Source organism: Affinibrenneria salicis (assembly GCF_008710095.1).
In genome coordinates this window covers 185,303-202,932 of the sequence record NZ_VYKJ01000010.1, presented here as the reverse complement: position 1 = coordinate 202,932, position 17,630 = coordinate 185,303, and the positions used below count along the sequence as shown (strand labels likewise).

Below are 17,630 nucleotides of genomic sequence, written 5' to 3'. Positions count from 1 at the left end.
CGGCGTTGATTATGGCGCCGGCGTCTGATTACGGACGCCGGCACTGCGGCGCAGGAAGCCGATTCGTTATTAAATGATTATCCCCCGCCGTAAAGCAAAAGGATTAACCGCTGGATTGCCGGCTTCAGGTCGGCGCCATTGCCAGACGGACCGCCGTGTGGCGACCCGTCTGGCGCGCGGTTTATGCGGCGTGGGAGTTATTTTACCGTCTGGCTGAAGGCATCAACGGCAATCAGGGCGTGCGCCACTTCTTCCGCCGTGATGGCGGCGTCGAGGTTTTTCAGCGTATCGCCTTCGGCGCAGGCCAGACTGCCGATGTTGACCAGACCCTCGAAGGGTTCGTTGGCCAGATGGAGTTCCTGCAGCGTGGTCGGCATGTTGATCGAGCGATAAAAGCGGATATAGCGCGCAATTTCTTCATCCGGGCGCTGTTCCAGCACCATGTGCGTCAGCGTGCCGTAGGCGACTTTTTCCCCGTGCGTCAGGTGATGAATATCTCCTTTTACCGCGGTAAAACCGTTATGAATCGCATGCGCGCCGGCCAGACCGCCGTTTTCGAATCCCAGCCCGGACAGCAGCGTATTGGCTTCCACCACCGATTCCACGGCGGGCGTCACCACTTTTTTTTCTACCGCCTTACAGGCGCTGTAGCCCCAGGTGAGCAGCGTTTTTTCGCACGCTTCGGAAATGGCCAGCGCCGCCAGCGAGGGTTTTCCGCCGACCATCGACAGCGAGTGAGAACGATGCACTGAACGGGCCTCCACCCAGGTCGCCAGACCATCGGCGATGCCGGAAGCGAACAGACGCACCGGCGCCTGGGCGCACACTTCCGTATCCACCAGCACCAGGTCCGGGTTTTTATCGTAGAAACGGTATGAGTCGAATACGCCGTCGTCGGTATAAATGACCGACAGCGCGCTGCACGGAGCATCGGTCGACGCGACGGTCGGCACGATGGCGACGGGCTGTTTTAATTCATCGGCCACGGCTTTGGCGGTATCCAGCGTTTTGCCGCCGCCCAGACCGACGACGATATCGGTGCCGGACCGGCGGGCGACTTCAGCCAGCCGGCTGATTTCGTTGCCGGAAGCCTCGCCGTTAAAGCGCTCGTAGTAGAAGGTCAGTTCGGTGTTCTGAAACGTGTTTTTCACCCGCTCGCCGGTAATTTGCCAGACCACATCGTCGGCAATCAGAAAAGCGTTGTGGCCCAGCGGTCTGAGCGCGGCGCCCAGTTCGTCCAGCACACCTCGTCCCTGAATATATTTACGTGGAGAAGCGAAGATGAAATTACTCATGCTATTTACCTCGGGTTCAGTGGAATGAATCTCGGGTCCGGTAGTCAGCGAGTATTGGGGGGATCTATGGCGGAGCTATACCATTCAGATGCGTCGCCTTGCAGTAGGCGGGCGGCGGGCGAATGCGTAAACGCTGGCGTCCGGATTTGAAGTAAAGCTATATCACATTTGCCGCGGCGTAGAAGGCCGGACCGCCTCTTTTGTTGCGGATGAAATAATTAATGTGATCAACTTAACGAATTGACCGGGACGGCCGGCCGGGCAAGGGCAGGGCGAGCGGCCCGGCGCAAACGGCGGGGCGGCCGGCGCGCTTACTCCGCGGGCGGGCTGGCGACGGAATGGCGCCGGATCAGCGTGGGAATGAACATATTGATCACCGGCGGCGGCGGCGTGTTGTTGGCCAGCGCCAGCGCCAGCTGGGCCGCCTGAGTCGCCATGGTGGTCACCGGGTAGCGGATGGTGGTCAGCTTCGGCCGAAGATAGCGCGACAGCAGCACATCGTCGAAGCCAATCAGGGACATCTGCTGCGGCACCTCAATGCCGTTATCGCTCAATACCGCCAGCGCGCCGGCCGCCATCGGATCGTTGTAGCAGGTGACGGCGGTGAAGGTTTGCCCGCGCACCAGCAGTTCCGTCATCGCCTGTTCGCCGCCGGTCTCGTCCGGGGCGCCCCAGGAAATCAGCCGCTCGTCCAGCTCGATGTTGTGCTCTTTCAGCGCATCCTGGTAGCCCAGCAGACGTTCGGAGGCGTCGGAGATACGGTGGCTGGAGCAGATAAAACCAATGCGCCGGTGACCCTGCTGAATGAGATGGCGGGTCGCCAGCCGGGCGCCGTGACGATCGTCCAGCGCCACGCAGCGTGATTCAAAGCCGGGCAACATACGGTTAATCAGCACCATACCGGGGATCTGCTGCATCAGCGACAGCAACTCATCATCCGGCAGCATTTTCACGTGCGCCACCAGCGCCGCGCAGCGATGGCGCATCAGTTGCTCAATCGCCTGCCGCTCTTTCTGCGCAACGTGATAGCTGTTGCCGATCAACAGAAAGTTGCCGGTTTCATACGCCACCTGCTCAACGGCTTTGACCATGCTGCCGAAAAAGGGATCGGACACGTCGGATACCACCAGCCCCAGCGTTTCGGTCGATTGCTGGGCCAGCGCGCGCGCGTTGGCGTTGGGATGGTATTGCAGCTGTTTCATGGCGCTGAGTACGGCTTCACAGGCCTGTTTGCTCGCTTTGGGCGAATGATTGATGACGCGAGAGACGGTAGCGACCGAAACGCCAGCCAGTCTGGCAACATCCTTTATTGTGGCCATTACGTTTTCTCGTCCTTTCTGCCTGCCTGGTGAGGGTATCCCGTCAGTTTCACGGAAATCATCCGCTACTGCAAGGGGCCGGATCGCAACTTCGCGCCGGCCTGAATGGGGGAATAATAGGCATATACGCGCCGGAATTACATTAATTTGGCATATTCTTACACCTCGTTGCATTTCGAGCCGTTATCTTTCGATTTTACGCTGGAGTCTTCCTGCCTCCCTCTATAGAGTCACAGATCCCAGAGGTATTGATTGGTGAGATATCGATGTACTCTGTGCATTGAAACCATGATTTAATTGCACCAACCTACGCAGATGCGTAGGTTTTTTTTGCCCGCAATAGCGCCCCCTTCGGCCAGATGCCCCCGGCCGACTCGCCTTTCCCGCATTGTTTAACCATTCGGCCGCTTAACGCCGCGCCGACATATGCCGCCGGACATTGAGATTATTCTGTCGCGCGCCGGTGCCTTGAGGCTGGCGGTAACCGGGTGGCTATAGTATTTTGGTCGCTCATTTTTACTGACAGCCTGCCGCCGGCGCATCCATCAGACGGCGCACATAGGGAGATGAAATGGTTTATTCGTTATTACGCTGGGTTTTCCGTTGCTTATACCGTGTCCGCATGCACGATAACAACGAAACGTTTCGTCATCCGCGGGTGCTGATTACGCCTAATCACGTCTCTTTTCTCGATGGCGCCCTGTTGGCCCTGTTTCTGCCGGTCAAACCGGTGTTTGCCGTCTACAGCAGCATTTCCGATCGCTGGTTTATGCGCTGGCTGAAGCCGTGGATCGATTTTGTTCCGCTCGATCCCACCAAGCCGCTGGCGATTAAATACCTGATCAAGGTAGTGGAACAGGGACGGCCGGTGGTGATTTTCCCGGAAGGCCGCATCAGCGTGACCGGCTCGCTGATGAAGGTCTACGATGGCGCGGCCTTTGTCGCCGCGAAATCGGCGGCCACCGTGATTCCGCTGCGTATCGAAGGCGCGGAGTTTACGCCTTTCGGCCGCCTGAAAGGGGTGATGAAACGGCGCTGGTTCCCGCGCATTGACCTGCATGTCTTGCCGCCGGTATCCCTGCCGATGCCCGATGCGCCCTCGTCCCAGCAGCGTCGCGTGCTGGCCGGCCAGCATTTACACCAGATCATGATGGATGCGCGCATGGCGGTGCGTCCGCGCCACACGCTGTACCAGGCGTTTCTGGCGGCGCAGACTCGTTACGGCCGTCGTTCCGCCAGTATTGAGGATATCGGCTTCGCCGAAGACAGTTACCAGGGGCTGCTGAAAAAATCGCTCGGCGTGGCGCGCATTCTGCAGCGTTTCACCGCGCAAGGCGAAACCGTCGGCATGCTGTTGCCGAACGCCACCGTAACCGTGGCGGCGCTGCTGGGCGCTACGCTGCGCGGCCGGTTGCCGGCGATGCTGAATTATACCGCCGGCGCTAAAGGTATCGGCAGCGCGATGACGGCGACCGGCATCCGCACCATCGTCACCTCGCGCCAGTTTCTCGATAAGGCCAGACTGGGCGATCTGCCGCAGCAGCTTGCTACGGCGAACTGGGTTTATCTGGAAGATCTGAAAGGCACGGTGACGCTGGCGGATAAGCTGTGGGTCCTGTTCCATCTCTGCTTCCCGCGGAGCGCCATGCTGCCGCAGCAGGCGGACGACGCGGCTCTGGTGTTGTTCACCTCCGGTTCGGAAGGCAATCCGAAAGGCGTGGTGCACAGCCACGACAGCCTGCTGGCCAACGTGGAGCAGATCCGAACGGTGGCGGATTTCACCCCGCGCGACCGCTTTATGTCCGCGCTGCCGCTGTTCCACGCGTTTGGCCTGACGGCCGGGCTGTTGACGCCGCTGCTGACCGGCGCGCGGGTATTCCTTTATCCCAGCCCGCTGCATTACCGAATTATCCCGGAACTGGTCTATGATCAGAATTGCACCGTGCTGCTCGGCACCTCGACCTTTCTCGGCAACTATGCCCGTTTTGCCCATCCGTATGATTTCGCCCGCCTGCGCTATGTGGTCGCCGGCGCGGAAAAGCTGGGCGACAATATTCGTCAGCTCTGGCAGGAAAAATTCGGTATCCGCATTCTTGAAGGCTACGGCGTGACGGAGTGCGCGCCGGTAGTGGCGATTAACGTGCCGATGGCGGCGAAAACCGGCACCGTCGGGCGGATTCTGCCGGCGATGGAGGCGCGGTTGATCCCGGTGACGGGGATTGAAAACGGCGGGCGCCTACAGTTGCGCGGGCCGAACGTGATGAAAGGCTATCTGCGCGTGGAGCGGCCCGGCGTGCTGGAAACGCCGGCGGCGGAAAACGCGCAGGGCGAGCTGCAGGCCGGCTGGTATGACACCGGCGATATCGTCGAGCTGGACGCGCAGGGATTCTGCCTGATTCGCGGCCGCGTTAAGCGCTTCGCCAAGCTGGCGGGCGAAATGGTATCGCTGGAAAGCGTCGAACTGCTGGCGCAGCAGGTTTCGCCGGATAAGCAACACGCGGCCAGCGCCAGGAGCGACAGCAGCAAGGGCGAGGCGCTGGTACTGTTTACCACCGATGGCGAGCTGACGCGCGAACGCTTGTTGCGTCAGGCGCGCGCCGGCGGCGTCCCCGAACTGGCCGTGCCGCGCGATATCCGGCTGGTCAAAGCGCTGCCGCTGCTCGGCAGCGGTAAACCCGATTTTGTCACCCTGCGCCAGATGGCGGAAAACGCGGAGCCTGAAGCATGACCACCCAGACAACGGAACCGGCGGCGCCGCTGCTGTCGCGCAGCATGAAAGCGGTGATCGCCGCGCAGTTTTTTTCCGCTTTCGGCGACAATGCGTTGTTGTTCGCCACGCTGGCGTTAATCAAGGAATTACTCTATCCCGACTGGAGCCAGCCTATCCTGCAGATGGTGTTCGTCGCCACCTACATCATTCTGGCGCCCTTTGTCGGCCAGGTGGCCGACAGCTTTTCCAAAGGTCGGGTGATGATGTTCGCCAACGGGCTGAAGCTGGCCGGCGCGCTGCTGATCTGTTTCGGCGGCAATCCGTTCGCCGGCTATGCGCTGGTGGGCGTCGGTGCGGCGGCTTACTCGCCGGCCAAATATGGCATTCTCGGCGAAATCACCCGCGGCGAGCAGTTGGTCAAAGCCAACGGGCTGATGGAGGCTTCGACCATCGCCGCCATCCTGATCGGCTCGGTAGCCGGCGGCGTGTTGGCCGACTGGCATCTGTATGCCGCGCTGGGCGCCTGCGCGCTGGCCTACGCCATCGCGCTGCTGGCCAATCAGCTGATCCCGCCGCTGCAGGCGGCGCGTCCGGCGACCTCGTGGCGTCCGGGCATAATGATCGGCGGTTTCTTCGATTCCTGTCGCACGCTGTGGCGGGACGGCGAAACCCGCTTTTCGCTGCTGGGAACCAGTCTGTTCTGGGGGGCGGGCGTCACGCTGCGCTTCCTGCTGGTGTTGTGGGTGCCGCTGGCGCTGGGCATTGTCGATAACGCCACGCCAACGCTGCTCAATGCGCTGGTGGCGGTCGGCATTGTCGTCGGCGCCGGCGCGGCGGCGAAGCTGGTGACGCTGCAAACGGTCAAACGCTGTTTACCGGCGGGCGTGTTGATCGGCGTGGCCGTAGTGTTCTTTACCCTGCAGCACAACATACTGGGTGCCGGCGCGCTGCTGGTGCTGCTCGGGGCGTTGGGCGGTTTCTTTATCGTGCCGCTGAATGCGCTGCTGCAGGAGCGCGGCAAGGTCAGCGTCGGGGCGGGCAACGCCATCGCGGTGCAGAATCTGGGTGAAAACGGCGCCATGCTGCTGATGCTCGGCCTGTACTCGCTGGTGGTCAAACTGGGCGCGCCGGTTATCGCCATCGGCATCGGCTTTGGCGCGCTGTTCGCGCTGTCCATCGCCGTGCTGTGGATTTGGCTCGAGGTTAACCGGCGCCGTGCGTAATTGCTGACTATTCGTCATCACGCAAAAGGAATGTCTGTTATGTCCGAACTGTATCAGCAATTGCTGGCGGTGATCCCCGCCGCTATGCCGCTTCCGGCGCGGCTCAACGATTTTTATCAATGGATAGAAGAGCATGGGCGCGTTGAGCGGTACGGTGAGTCTCTGAGCGGCCGACTGAGCGACGACTGGTCGGTCGGGAGCGATATTGAATTCTGCGTGAGCGGGAACCCGGGATTGCATTATTGGTTCAATAAGCCGGCGCTGAGCGATGAGATCCGCCGGCGTCTGGCGATTATCGCCAACAGCGGCGGCGATGGCTCGATGATCGGTCTGTGGCTGGATGACGCCGGGCGCAGCCGTTTTGTCCATTTGGGCTCAGGTTCCGGCTCGACGCTGTGCTGCGTGCTGGCGGACGATCTGGCCGATTTTCTGCGTCTGGTGGCGATTGGTTACTCCGAGCTGGGTTTCGAGGGCGATTTCAGCGCGGTGCCCGAGGCGGACGAGGAGTTTCAGCCGGTGAACCGCGCGTTTTGTCAGTGGGTGGTCGCGACGTTCGGCGGCGAAATCCCGGCGACGGGTAAAACGATCGTTAAATATCCCGATGATATGTGGAAAAAAGACGGTCAGGATCCTTTTGGCCGCTGGGTCCGGCAGCAGATGGGCTGATGCGTTGAATGCATCCGTCGCGCGCGCCGGCTGGCTGTCGCGCATGAACACCGGCGGCTTGCCGCTTGCGGCGGTCGTCCGTATGACGTCGGGAGAGATGCATGGATATTTTGTGGTCGGATTACGCGGCGGATGAACTGAGCGTGCATACGCTGTACGAACTGCTGGCGCTGCGCAACCAGGTATTTATCGTAGAGCAGGCCTGCGCATATCAGGATCTCGACGGCGCGGATTTACTGGCCGGCACGCGCCACGTGGCGGGACGAAGCGGCGGGCGGCTGGTGGCCTGCGCCCGCCTGCTGGCGCCGACGGCGCGCCGCCCGCAGGTCAGGATCGGCCGGGTGACGGTGGATCCGACGCTGCGCGGCGCCGGAGCGGGACGACGGCTGATGGAAACGGCGCTGCTTGTCTGCGCGCGCCATTGGCCGCGGCAGGGCCGCATGCTGTCGGCCCAGGCCCATCTGCAGGCGTTCTACGGCAGCTTCGGTTTTCGGCCGGTTGGCGAGGTTTATGACGAGGACGGCATCGCGCATATCGATATGCAGGCACAGTCGCCCTCTTTTTAGCGCCCTGATCGGCGGCGCTGATCTGGGCGCCGGGGCGATTCGCGCGTTACGTCGTTTATAGCCGGATCGTGCGGTTCCCTCATTAGGGCCGCCGCCCGGCGCGTGCCGCGGCTAGCTGGCTGAACTGGAGATCGTGCTGCCTAACTTCTGCACGTCCTGGCCAAAACCGCGCGCGGTGTTGCAGCCGCTCAATAGCGCGCTGATCAACAGTGGTATTAAGGCTAATTTCACTCTTTTCATCATAGGCACCAGCCAGTTTCAGGATCCGGCGTACATTGTCGCCAATACGCGTCAAGATTCAATCTCAGCCGGTCTGAAAATCGAACCTTTATCACTGTAATGCAAGGGATAAGCGGCAACGGGCGGGCCGGCTCACGGCGTCGTCTCCGGTGCGCCGCGCCGCGTGGGTAAGCCCGGACTCAGTCTTCCAGAAACAGTTCCAGCAGAGAATTGAGAAACAGTTTGCCATGTTCGGTGATTTGCCAGTCGCTTTCCGTCTCCGTCAGGTAGCCCTGCGCCAGCGCCTGGTCCAGTTGGCGGCGAATAAGGCATTCATCCAGACCGGTCAGGCGGGGGAATTCGGCGCGCGCGACAGGTTCCAGCAGGCGAAAACGGTTCATAAAGAATTCGAACGGCCGTTCGTCCGGCGTCACTTCCGTCCGGCGATCGAGGTAGTTGCCCTGCATAAAACCGCGCGGATGACGGGTTTTCACCGTACGTACGATGCGCCCGTCGGCAAAGCTCAGTTTACCGTGCGCGCCGCAGCCGATGCCGAGATAATCGCCGAAGCGCCAGTAATTGAGGTTATGCTGGCACTGATAGCCCGTTTTGGCATAGGCCGAGGTTTCGTACTGCCGGTAGCCGGCGGCGCTGAGCAACCGGTGTCCCTGCTGCCAGATGTCCCACAACGCATCGTCATCCGGCAGGACCGGCGGTCGGGAACTGAACAACGTGTTCGGTTCAATGGTCAACTGATACCAGGAGAGATGGGGCGGGTTCAGCGCAATCGCCTGACGCAGATCGTCCAGCGCCTCTTCCAGCGATTGATCGGGCAGGCCGTGCATCAGATCGAGGTTGAAGCTGCGCAGCCCCAGGCCGGCGGCCAGTTGCGCGGCGCGGATCGCCTCCTGCGGGCCGTGGATGCGGCCCAGTCGGGCGAGTTTCTCCGGCTGAAAGCTCTGTACGCCGATCGAAATACGGTTGACCCCCGCCTGCTGATAGGCGCTGAAGCGATCGGCTTCGACCGTGCCCGGATTGGCCTCCATGGTGATTTCCGCCGCCGCGCTCAGCGGCAGCCGGGCGCGCACGCCATCCAGCAGCGCCTGCATCGCCGTTGCGCTCAGCAGGCTGGGCGTGCCGCCGCCGATAAAAATGGAGTGCAGCGGCCGCTGGCCGGCGTCCGGCAGATCCGCATCTAAATCGGCCAGCAGATGATGCACGTAATCCATGTGCGGCACTTCGCCTTTCAGCGCGTGCGAGTTGAAATCGCAATACGGACATTTCTGCACGCACCAGGGAATGTGGATATACAGGCTGAGCGGCGGCAGCTTATGCATTGCGCAGCGTATCCAGCAACTGACGCAGCGCCTGGCCGCGATGGGACAGGGCGCTTTTCTCGTCGCGCGTCAGGCAAGCCGAGGTCTTGCCTAACTCCGGCAGCCAAAAGATCGGATCGTAGCCAAAGCCGCCGTCGCCCATCGGGCTGCGGCTAATCACGCCCTGCCAGCGGCCGTGGCACACCAGCGGCGTGGGATCGTCGGCATGGCGCAGATAAACCAGCACGCAGTGGAAACTGGCGCCGCGCCGCGCGTCCGGCGTATCCTGCAGCGCATCCAACAGCTTCGTCAGATTTTGCTGGTCGCTGGCCTCCGGCCCGGCGTAGCGGGCGGAATAGATGCCGGGCGCGCCGCCGAGCGCATCAACCGCAATGCCGGAATCGTCGGCGATGGCGGGCAGTCCGGTGATGCGGGCGGCATGGCGCGCTTTCAGAATGGCGTTTTCGATGAACGTCAGGCCGGTTTCTTCCGCCGACTCCACCCCCAGTTCGCTTTGCGCCACAATATCCAGCCCGAACTGCGCCAGTAAACCGGCGAGTTCGCGCACCTTACCGGGATTACCGGTCGCCAGAACCACTTTTTGCATCTTGCCTTTCCTGAATAATTATTTGATGAGATCCGCGACCTGAGCCGGGATGTTTTGCGGATGCGTGATTTTAACCTGTTTGTGACGGCCCAGTTCGCCTTTCTCAATCGCCACCAGACTTTTGGCGACGCGAAACTGTTTGGCCAGAAAACGCACAAGGTGGGCGTTCGCCTGGCCGTCGACCGGCGGCGCGGTGATCGCCACCTTGAGTTCTTCGCCGTGCAGGCCGACGATCTGGTCGCGGCTGGCCTTCGGCTGAATATACAGCCGGATGACCAGCCCGTCTTCACAGGTCGTTACCGCACTCACAGCTGCGCCCACTGCAGCGGGAACAGATCCATGCCGAGATAGTTAAGCAGGGACAGGATAAGAATCACCACCATGGCGGAGAAGTCGATGCCGCCCATGGCCGGGAGAATGCGACGAATCGGCGCCATCAGCGGCTCGGTCAGTTGATACAGCAAATAATCCACCGGATTGCGGCCCTGGCTGACCCAGCTCATCAGCGCGCGGATGATCACCACCCAGAACACCAGATGGCCGATGGATTTCAACAGCGACAGCACGCCAATAAACAGGTGGAGCGGACTAAGCGAAATGACGCCGGCCTGCACCAGCATCAACAGCGGAAACTTCAGCGCGCAAAGAATAAACGCCAGCAGCAGCGAAGCGCTGTCGATCGGCCCGAGCGAAGGGATAATCCGGCGCAGAGGTCCAATGATCGGCTGGGTGATTTTCACTACGAATTGCGCTAGCGGATTATAGAAATCGCAGCGCGACCACTGCATCCAGATGCGCAGCAGCAGAACCATTACGTAGAGATCGATTAGCGTTTTGACCAGAAAAGTCAGCGTAAGCATAAATGCATCTGTTCCTTAGTGAGTGAGGTGGCGGCGTCGATCGCGTCGTCAGCCGGACTAAAACAACGTTTCCATTTCCCGGGCGCGCGCAACCGCCGCCCGCATCGCATCGGCGACAGTCTGCGGCAACTGGCGTTCATTGAAGACCTGCAGCGCCTGTGCGGTGGTACCGCCGCGAGAAGTCACATTTTCACGCAGGGTGGAGAGCGGCGTATCCGGACTGGCCTCGACCAGCGCCGCGGCGCCCGATGCGGCCTGCTGCACCAGCAGGCGCGCGGTGGCCGCGTCGAACCCCATGCGCTCGGCTTCCTGCTGCATGGCTTCCATAAACAGGAAAAAATAAGCCGGAGCGCTGCCGGCGGCGGCGATTACGCCGTTGATCGCCTCTTCCTGCCCGACCCAGCACACTTCGCCGACGCTGCCCATCAGGGCGGCGCTGAATTCACGATCGTCGCGGCTGACTTCCTCCGGCGCGTACAGACCGCTCATGCCTTTGCCGACCAGCGACGGCGTATTGGGCATGACGCGCACGATATTGAGCGGCTCTCCGAGCAGGGCGCGGAAGCGGGCGATGCTGACGCCGGCGGCGATGGATAGCACCAGTTTCGCGCCAAAGTCCACATTCTGTTGCAGCGGGGCGCAAACCTCGGCCATCAACTGCGGTTTCACCGCCAGCACCACCACGTCGGCGGCGCGAGCGCAGCCGACGTTATCGTCGGAACCGTTGACGCCGTAACGGGCGACCAGCGCCTCACGCCGGGTGGCGGACGGCGCGCATACGCTGATCAGACCGGCGGGGTAGCCGCCGGCGATCAGTCCGGCAATAATGGCCTGCGCCATATTGCCGGCGCCAATAAAAGCAATTTTACGATGTTGCATCTAATGTCTCATTTACTGTCAGGGTTCAGGAAACGGCAGGTACGGAGCCGGTATAGTCGCGGGCGCCGAAAATGGCGGTGCCGATGCGGACCAGCGTACTGCCGGCGGTAATGGCGGCGGCCATATCGTCCGTCATCCCCATTGATAGAGTATCAATGTGCGGATAATGCTGCTGCAACTGCAGAAACGCATCCGACATCTGGCGGAATACCGCCAACTGGCGCTGATAGTCCGTTTCCGGCGCCGGAATGGCCATTAAACCGCGCAGCCGCAGCCCGCTGAGACCGGCCACGCCGGCGGCCAGTTCCGGCAGTGCGCTCAGCGCAATGCCGGACTTACTCTGCTCGTCGCTGATGTTGATCTGAATCAGGACGTTAAGCGGCGCCAGCGTATTCGGGCGCTGTTCGCTGAGCCGACGCGCGATGCGCAGCCGATCGAGGGTGTGGAACCAGTCGAAATGCTCCGCCACCAGGCGACTCTTGTTGGACTGTAGCGGGCCGATAAAGTGCCATTCCAGATCGGCATCGGGTCGCGTGTCGCGCAGGTAACAGATTTTATCCACGCCTTCCTGAACATAATTCTCGCCGAACGCCCGCTGGCCGGCCTCTATGGCGGCTTCGACCGCGCTCACAGGTTTGGTTTTACTCACGGCCAGTAACATAACGTCTTGCGGATCGCGCCCGCATTGTTGGGCGGCGACGGCGATGCGCTGTCTGACATCCTGTAGATTCTGCTGGATAGTACTCATCATGGTTCAGGAGATATGTCTATGGATTTGGATGAATGGGTGGCGCTTAGTGTAAAGCAAAATGCCTCCGATCTGCACCTGTGTAGCGGCCATCATCCGGTATTGCGGATCGATGGCGAATTACGCGCTGAGGTTACCTTACCACGTTTGGCGGCCGCACGGCTGGCGCAATGGTGCGCGCGCTGGCTGACGGCGCAGCAGCAGCGGCGCCTGCAGCGGGAGGGGCAACTGGACTGCGCGCTGACGCTGGCGGACGGCTGTCGTCTGCGCGCCGGCTTGTTTCAGCAGCGCGACGGGCTGTCGCTGGCGCTGCGCGTTATCCCGCAGTCGGCGCCGTCGCTGGCGGAACTACAGGCGCCGCCGGTGCTGGCGCAACTGCTGGCCCGGCCGGATGGGCTGGTCCTGGCGTGCGGCGCGACCGGCAGCGGTAAATCCACCACGCTGGCGGCGCTGGTGGCGGAGCTTAATCGCGGCCGGCCGCGCCACATTATTACGCTGGAAGATCCGATCGAGTTTATCCATTACAGCGCAGCCTGCCTGATCCAGCAGCGTGAGATCGGCCTGCACTGCCAAAGTTTCGCCGGCGCGCTGCGGGCGGCGCTGCGCGAAGATCCGGATATTATCCTGCTGGGCGAACTGCGCGACAGCGACAGCATCCGGCTGGCGTTGAGCGCGGCGGAAACGGGGCATCTGGTGCTGGCCACGCTGCATACCCGCAGCGCCTCGCAGGCGGTGGACCGGCTGGTGGATGTGTTTCCCGCCGACGAGAAGGCGTTTATCCGCAGTCTGTTGGCCGCCAGCTTGCGGGCGGTGGTGGCGCAACGGCTGCTGCGTCGGCCGCAGGGCGGGCGGATCGCGCTGTTTGAAATACTGACCGCCACGCCGGCCGTCAGTCATTTGATTCGCGAGGGGAAAACCCACCAGCTGCCGGGCTTGCTGCAGACCGGCGGGCTGGCGGGCATGCAGACGTTTGAACAGAGTTATCGCCAGCGCTGCGCGCAAGGGTTGCTCAGCGCCGACGGCGACAACGAACCGTCGTTGAGGGGGTGACGGTCCGCTGCGGCGTAACGGCGGCGCTTAGCGCGCGTCCGATGGTTGCGGGTAGCTCAGCTGTTCCGGCGTGCGGCGCATAATCACCTTGCCGTGGCGGATGGACCACAGGGCTTTAGCCTGGCGGCGCACCGCTTCGTAGTCGTTTTCCGCGTCCAGCACGATCAGGTTCGCCGGGCGGCCGACGGCGATGCCGTAGCGTTCGCCCAGATTGAGCGCTCTGGCGCTGTTGTCGGTCACGAAGTCGAGACAGCGCTGCAGATCCTGGTAGCCCATCATATGGCAGATGTGCAGACCGGCATCCAGCACGCGCAAAATGTTGCCGTTGCCGAGAGGGTACCAGGGATCGCGGATCGAGTCCTGGCCGAAGCAGACGTTCATGCCGGCGCGGTCCAGTTCGGCTACGCGCGTGATGCCGCGCCGTTTCGGGTAAGTATCGAAGCGCCCCTGCAGGTGAATGCTTTCGGTCGGGCAGGAGACGAAGCTGATGCCGGAGCGCTTGAGCAGGCGGAACAGTTTGGAGCAGTAGGCGTTGTCGTACGAGCCCATGGCCACGGTGTGGCTGGCGGTGACCAGATGGCCGGTCTGCCGCACGCGCGCCTCTTCCGCCAGGACTTCCAGAAAGCGCGACTGGCCGTCGTCGGTTTCGTCGCAGTGTACGTCGACCAGGCAGCCGGTGCGTTCGGCCAGGTCCATCAGGAATTTGACCGAACTGACGCCCTGCTCGCGCGTATTTTCGAAATGGGGGATGCCGCCCACCACGTCGGCGCCCAGCGCGATGGCCTGTTCCATCAGGCTACGGCCGTTGGCGAAGGATTCGATGCCCTCCTGCGGAAAGGCGACGATCTGCAGATCGATCAGGTCGCGCGCTTCCGATTTGATTTCCAGCATCGCTTTCAATGCGGCGAGCGACGGATCGGTAACATCGACATGGGTGCGAACATGCTGAATGCCGTGATCGCGCAGCAGACCGATGGTGCGGTGGGCGCGGCGCTTGATATCGTCATGAGTAATGGTCGCTTTGCGCTGACTCCAGCGTTCAATCCCTTCAAACAGGGTGCCGCTCATATTCCATTCCGGCTCGCCGGCGGTCAGCGCCGCGTCCAGGTGAATGTGCGGCTCCACCAGCGGCGGCAGCACCAGGCGGCCGCCGGCGTCGATATCGTTCTCCCCGGCGGGCAGCAAGGCGCTCTGCGCGTCGATTGAAGCGATGAGCCCGTCCTGAATGCGCAGGCTATACCAGCCTGGCTGGCGGCGGAGGGCGGCGTTAATAATTTTCATGGCAACTCCTGCTGTTGTGCGTGTGACATACGCCAGATCAACAATGCGACCGACGCATTTAAGCGAAATTGTGGGTCGTCCAGGGAATGCCCGGACTGTTGTTCGATACGCTGCAGACGCTGGTGCAGCGTATTGCGGTGAATATCCAGCCGTCCGGCGGCTTTGATTAGATTACCGTTCTCCTGCAGCACGGCGTCCAGCGTTTCGATAAGCAGGTTAGGGTGTTTGCGGTGGTGTTCGAACAGCATGCCGAGCGTTTCCTGCATAAACTGCCCGACCAGCCCGGGGTCGTTCACCGCGGTCAGCAGTTTGAGTACGCCGAGTTCGCTGTAGTCGCACTGGCCCTTGTCCGGTCGCATGCTCTCCGTTACGTCCAGCGCGCGGCGGGCTTCGGCCAGCCCCTGGCTGTAGCGCGACGGCGCGTTCACCGTGGCGGATATGCCGCAGAACAGACGCAGCGGACCGATGCGGGCGTTGATACTGTGCTGCGTCTGCTGCAGCCACTGTTTCCCCTGGTGAAAGCCCTCGCTATCGGTGGGCAGCAGCAGGATAAACAGCTCTCCCAGCACAATCAGCGGCAGGCCGTCGTCCAGGCAGGCGATCTGCGCCTCCAGCTGTTGCTGTACGCGCTGTCGCGCCGACTGCAGCCGCGCTTCCGCGGCGGCGGGCGGCTGCGAGTCGAACAGCGCCTGAACGCCCGCCAGGCGCAAGGCGACCACTCTGCGCGGTTGATCCAGCGTTAACTGTAGATTATCGGCGCGCTGATGGGCAATGGCCAGGCTGGGGTACTCGCCGGTGAGCAACTGAATCAGAATATCGCGCTGCGAGCGCAGCGTCGTCTCGCGCTGGACCAGCGCGGTACCGATGAGTTGAGTGACGATCACCATCTTCAGCGAGTAAGGCTGTTCCAGCAGCGGAATGCCCAGTTCGTCCGCCAGCGCGACGACCGACGGCGGGATCGCGCGGATAAAGGCCTCTCCGGTGAGGATAACCATGCCGGCGATACCGCGCTGCTGCCCTTCGCGCAGCAACTGCAGCAGATTAAGCTCGTCGCGCGAGTGGTTGATCCCGGTGACGAAGACCAGCTCTCCGCCCATGATCCACTCGGCGATGCCTTCATTTTCCGCGACGTAATACCAGCGCACCGCGCGATGGACGCTGTGCGCTCCCGCGCGCAGCGTCAATTCCGCCAGGCCGGGCAGCGACAGGATCTCACTGACGCTCAGACTCATAGCGTCTCCCGGCTGGCGGCCGCCGGCGCGCGGCCGGTCAGCAGGGTGAACAGAATATACAGGGCGGCGGAGGCGGCGATGCCCACCAGCGGCGCGATCCACGGCGAGGCCCAGGCCAGGCCGGCGCCGATGGCGTAAGCGGCCAGTCCGCTCAGATTAAAACGCGGCAGCGTGGCGTGCTGAATGACCGGGTAATGCCCGCGGTAGCGGAACCAGTAGTCGGCCATGATAACGCCGCCGATCGGCGGGATGATTGAACCGAGCAGCACCAGGAAGGGGATTAGCATCTCATACATCCCGCCGATGGCCAGCAGAATGCCTGCGGCCGCCCCGACCAGCGTCAGCGTGCGGCGGCGCTCGGTGCGCAGCAAATGACAGGCGGCGGCGGACACGTTGTAGATGGTCGGTCCCTGAATGGTCCACAGATTCAGGCACAGCATAATGACGGCCGCGACGGACAGCCCCTGCAGCATCATCACCGCCACGATATCCGCCTGCTGATAGACGATGGCGCACCAGGCGCCGGAGACAATCATCAGGCCGTTGCCGCCGAGGAAGCTGATGAGGCTGGCGGCGACGGCGATTTTTCCGCTGCGCGACAGTCGGGTCCAGTTGGTGGCCTGGGTCGCGCCGCTGGCGAAGGTGCCGAACACCATGGTGATGGCGGCGGACCAGCTCATGGTGTTGGTCGGTGTAATGCTGGTCAGCCCTGACCAGCCGCCGGCGTCGCGGGTGGCGATCCACATGGAAACCACCAACAGGATGAACATCAACGGCACCGATACGCGCGACAACATATCCAGCCCTTTATAGCCGACCAGCGCGGTCAGGGAAAAACCGAGCCCGAACAGCACCATCAGCGGCGTGGTGAATCCGGCGGGCAGATCGAGCAGTTTCACCAGCGAGATGGCGAGAGTGGCGGTGCCCCAGGCGTACCAACCCAGTTCGGCGAAGCCGAGCAAAAAGTCGGACAGCTTGCTGCCGGACTCGCCGAAGCAGAAGCGGCCCATCAGCACCGAGTTCAGGCCGCTGCGCGCGGCGATCAGCCCGAGCGAGGCGGCATACAGCGCCAGCAGCAGGTTGCCGATAGTGGCTATCCACAGCATATCGACCAGCGGAAAAGCGACGCCCAGTTTGCCGCCGGCGAACATGGTGCCGGTAAAAAAAGTGAAGCTGAACAATACCATCGAGATAGAGAGCAGGCCCTTTCGCTGGCTTTTGGGCGCCTCGCTTAAGGGAAATTCATTCGGTTCTGACATGGTTTTTGACCTCTGTTGTACTTGCCCGCCGCCGGAATGGGTGACGATAATTCGCGGGAAACAGAGCAATTAGCGTGCCGTTTTCTCTCGTCGGCAAAGCGGGCGACCGGCACAAAATAAAATGTGCACACTGACTATTTTATTCGCTTTTTTCGCGCCTTATCGCCCTGTTATTGTGCGCTTTGCTGTGCGATGCACTGAAGTTGAGCGAGGCGCACGAACGGCTTCTGCGGCGCGCGCGGGGAACGGACTGACGCAGCGCGGTCAGCGGTGGCGCGGCGCGACAACAGAAGATAAAATAAGAGAAATTCCCGCCCGACGTTAAATAATTAGCCCTGATGTTTGCCACTGGTTTATTATCTGCTGATAAAAAATGAACATGTATACCCTTCACCGTCCA

17 protein-coding genes are annotated in these 17,630 nt (G+C 61.8%); 5 read left to right on the top strand and 12 right to left on the bottom strand.

Features of this window, described 5'->3' with window-relative positions; translation table 11 throughout:
* Window positions 1–197 precede the first annotated feature (197 nt).
* On the bottom strand, window positions 198–1,295 hold the full coding sequence (locus FJU30_RS18560) for a glycerol dehydrogenase (protein WP_150436456.1): 1,098 nt from the start codon (window positions 1,293–1,295) through the stop codon (window positions 198–200).
* Between the two features lie 311 nt (window positions 1,296–1,606).
* Complete coding sequence (galR, locus tag FJU30_RS18555) at window positions 1,607–2,614, bottom strand: HTH-type transcriptional regulator GalR (protein ID WP_150436455.1); 1,008 nt, start codon at window positions 2,612–2,614, stop codon at window positions 1,607–1,609.
* Window positions 2,615–3,185: 571 nt separating this feature from the next.
* On the opposite strand from galR, the gene aas reads away from it, so the two are divergent.
* From aas to FJU30_RS18535, 4 genes are all read left to right on the top strand, one after another.
* Window positions 3,186–5,342: a bifunctional acyl-ACP--phospholipid O-acyltransferase/long-chain-fatty-acid--ACP ligase gene (gene aas / locus FJU30_RS18550; RefSeq protein WP_150436454.1), complete on the top strand. Its 2,157-nt coding sequence runs from the start codon at window positions 3,186–3,188 to the stop codon at window positions 5,340–5,342.
* A complete protein-coding gene (lplT, locus tag FJU30_RS18545; protein ID WP_150436453.1) occupies window positions 5,339–6,547 on the top strand; it encodes a lysophospholipid transporter LplT in 1,209 nt (402 codons plus the stop codon). Before aas ends, lplT begins: the two co-directional genes overlap by 4 nt.
* Window positions 6,548–6,586: 39 nt before the next feature.
* Window positions 6,587–7,213, top strand: coding sequence for a hypothetical protein (locus FJU30_RS18540; protein ID WP_150436452.1), 627 nt, complete (start codon window positions 6,587–6,589; stop codon window positions 7,211–7,213).
* A gap of 101 nt (window positions 7,214–7,314) precedes the next feature.
* Complete coding sequence (locus FJU30_RS18535; RefSeq protein WP_150436451.1) at window positions 7,315–7,779, top strand: GNAT family N-acetyltransferase; 465 nt, start codon at window positions 7,315–7,317, stop codon at window positions 7,777–7,779.
* Between the two features lie 111 nt (window positions 7,780–7,890).
* On the opposite strand, the gene FJU30_RS18530 is transcribed toward FJU30_RS18535, so the two are convergent.
* The 7 genes from FJU30_RS18530 to FJU30_RS18500 all read right to left on the bottom strand — a co-directional run bounded on the left by FJU30_RS18530 (window position 7,891) and on the right by FJU30_RS18500 (window position 12,408).
* A complete protein-coding gene (locus FJU30_RS18530; RefSeq protein ID WP_150436450.1) occupies window positions 7,891–8,022 on the bottom strand; it encodes an entericidin A/B family lipoprotein in 132 nt (43 codons plus the stop codon).
* Between the two features lie 176 nt (window positions 8,023–8,198).
* Window positions 8,199–9,335: a radical SAM family heme chaperone HemW gene (hemW, locus tag FJU30_RS18525; RefSeq protein ID WP_150436449.1), complete on the bottom strand. Its 1,137-nt coding sequence runs from the start codon at window positions 9,333–9,335 to the stop codon at window positions 8,199–8,201.
* Window positions 9,328–9,921, bottom strand: a complete 594-nt coding sequence (rdgB, locus tag FJU30_RS18520; RefSeq protein ID WP_150436448.1) for an RdgB/HAM1 family non-canonical purine NTP pyrophosphatase — start codon at window positions 9,919–9,921, stop codon at window positions 9,328–9,330. Before rdgB ends, hemW begins: the two co-directional genes overlap by 8 nt.
* Before the next feature lie 18 nt (window positions 9,922–9,939).
* Window positions 9,940–10,230: a DUF167 family protein YggU gene (yggU, locus tag FJU30_RS18515; protein ID WP_150436447.1), complete on the bottom strand. Its 291-nt coding sequence runs from the start codon at window positions 10,228–10,230 to the stop codon at window positions 9,940–9,942.
* Window positions 10,227–10,781, bottom strand: a complete 555-nt coding sequence (locus FJU30_RS18510) for a YggT family protein (RefSeq protein WP_150436446.1) — start codon at window positions 10,779–10,781, stop codon at window positions 10,227–10,229. The genes yggU and FJU30_RS18510 overlap by 4 nt, the downstream gene beginning before the upstream one ends.
* 57 nt (window positions 10,782–10,838) lie before the next feature.
* Entirely contained in the window at window positions 10,839–11,660 is an 822-nt protein-coding gene (gene proC, locus FJU30_RS18505) for a pyrroline-5-carboxylate reductase (RefSeq protein ID WP_150436445.1), read from the bottom strand.
* Between the two features lie 25 nt (window positions 11,661–11,685).
* The gene (locus FJU30_RS18500) at window positions 11,686–12,408 is read right to left on the bottom strand and encodes a YggS family pyridoxal phosphate-dependent enzyme (RefSeq protein ID WP_150436485.1); all 723 of its coding nucleotides are present in this window, start codon (window positions 12,406–12,408) and stop codon (window positions 11,686–11,688) included.
* A 21-nt stretch (window positions 12,409–12,429) separates the two neighbouring features.
* Between FJU30_RS18500 and FJU30_RS18495 the strand changes: the two genes are divergently transcribed.
* On the top strand, window positions 12,430–13,458 hold the full coding sequence (locus FJU30_RS18495) for a type IV pilus twitching motility protein PilT (RefSeq protein ID WP_150436444.1): 1,029 nt from the start codon (window positions 12,430–12,432) through the stop codon (window positions 13,456–13,458).
* Between the two features lie 27 nt (window positions 13,459–13,485).
* Here FJU30_RS18495 and codA read toward each other — a convergent pair whose 3' ends face one another.
* From codA to codB, 3 genes are read right to left on the bottom strand one after another with little or no spacing between them, the layout of a single operon-like run.
* Window positions 13,486–14,739: a cytosine deaminase gene (gene codA, locus FJU30_RS18490; RefSeq protein ID WP_150436443.1), complete on the bottom strand. Its 1,254-nt coding sequence runs from the start codon at window positions 14,737–14,739 to the stop codon at window positions 13,486–13,488.
* Window positions 14,736–15,971 (bottom strand): PucR family transcriptional regulator, encoded by a 1,236-nt coding sequence (locus tag FJU30_RS18485; RefSeq protein ID WP_150436442.1) that lies wholly within the window; start codon window positions 15,969–15,971, stop codon window positions 14,736–14,738. Before FJU30_RS18485 ends, codA begins: the two co-directional genes overlap by 4 nt.
* Entirely contained in the window at window positions 15,968–17,230 is a 1,263-nt protein-coding gene (gene codB / locus FJU30_RS18480) for a cytosine permease (protein WP_150436441.1), read from the bottom strand. The genes FJU30_RS18485 and codB overlap by 4 nt, the downstream gene beginning before the upstream one ends.
* Window positions 17,231–17,630 lie beyond the last annotated feature (400 nt).

Coding starts and splice junctions, on each gene's coding strand:
- proC (WP_150436445.1), bottom strand. CDS start 11,660: ATGCAACATCGTAAAATTGCTTTTATTGGCGCCGGCAATATGGCGCAG.
- FJU30_RS18495 (WP_150436444.1), top strand. CDS start 12,430: ATGGATTTGGATGAATGGGTGGCGCTTAGTGTAAAGCAAAATGCCTCC.
- FJU30_RS18535 (WP_150436451.1), top strand. CDS start 7,315: ATGGATATTTTGTGGTCGGATTACGCGGCGGATGAACTGAGCGTGCAT.
- rdgB (WP_150436448.1), bottom strand. CDS start 9,921: ATGCAAAAAGTGGTTCTGGCGACCGGTAATCCCGGTAAGGTGCGCGAA.
- aas (WP_150436454.1), top strand. CDS start 3,186: ATGGTTTATTCGTTATTACGCTGGGTTTTCCGTTGCTTATACCGTGTC.
- FJU30_RS18485 (WP_150436442.1), bottom strand. CDS start 15,971: ATGAGTCTGAGCGTCAGTGAGATCCTGTCGCTGCCCGGCCTGGCGGAA.
- FJU30_RS18540 (WP_150436452.1), top strand. CDS start 6,587: ATGTCCGAACTGTATCAGCAATTGCTGGCGGTGATCCCCGCCGCTATG.
- lplT (WP_150436453.1), top strand. CDS start 5,339: ATGACCACCCAGACAACGGAACCGGCGGCGCCGCTGCTGTCGCGCAGC.
- galR (WP_150436455.1), bottom strand. CDS start 2,614: ATGGCCACAATAAAGGATGTTGCCAGACTGGCTGGCGTTTCGGTCGCT.
- FJU30_RS18530 (WP_150436450.1), bottom strand. CDS start 8,022: ATGATGAAAAGAGTGAAATTAGCCTTAATACCACTGTTGATCAGCGCG.
- hemW (WP_150436449.1), bottom strand. CDS start 9,335: ATGCATAAGCTGCCGCCGCTCAGCCTGTATATCCACATTCCCTGGTGC.
- FJU30_RS18500 (WP_150436485.1), bottom strand. CDS start 12,408: ATGAGTACTATCCAGCAGAATCTACAGGATGTCAGACAGCGCATCGCC.
- FJU30_RS18560 (WP_150436456.1), bottom strand. CDS start 1,295: ATGAGTAATTTCATCTTCGCTTCTCCACGTAAATATATTCAGGGACGA.
- FJU30_RS18510 (WP_150436446.1), bottom strand. CDS start 10,781: ATGCTTACGCTGACTTTTCTGGTCAAAACGCTAATCGATCTCTACGTA.
- codA (WP_150436443.1), bottom strand. CDS start 14,739: ATGAAAATTATTAACGCCGCCCTCCGCCGCCAGCCAGGCTGGTATAGC.
- codB (WP_150436441.1), bottom strand. CDS start 17,230: ATGTCAGAACCGAATGAATTTCCCTTAAGCGAGGCGCCCAAAAGCCAG.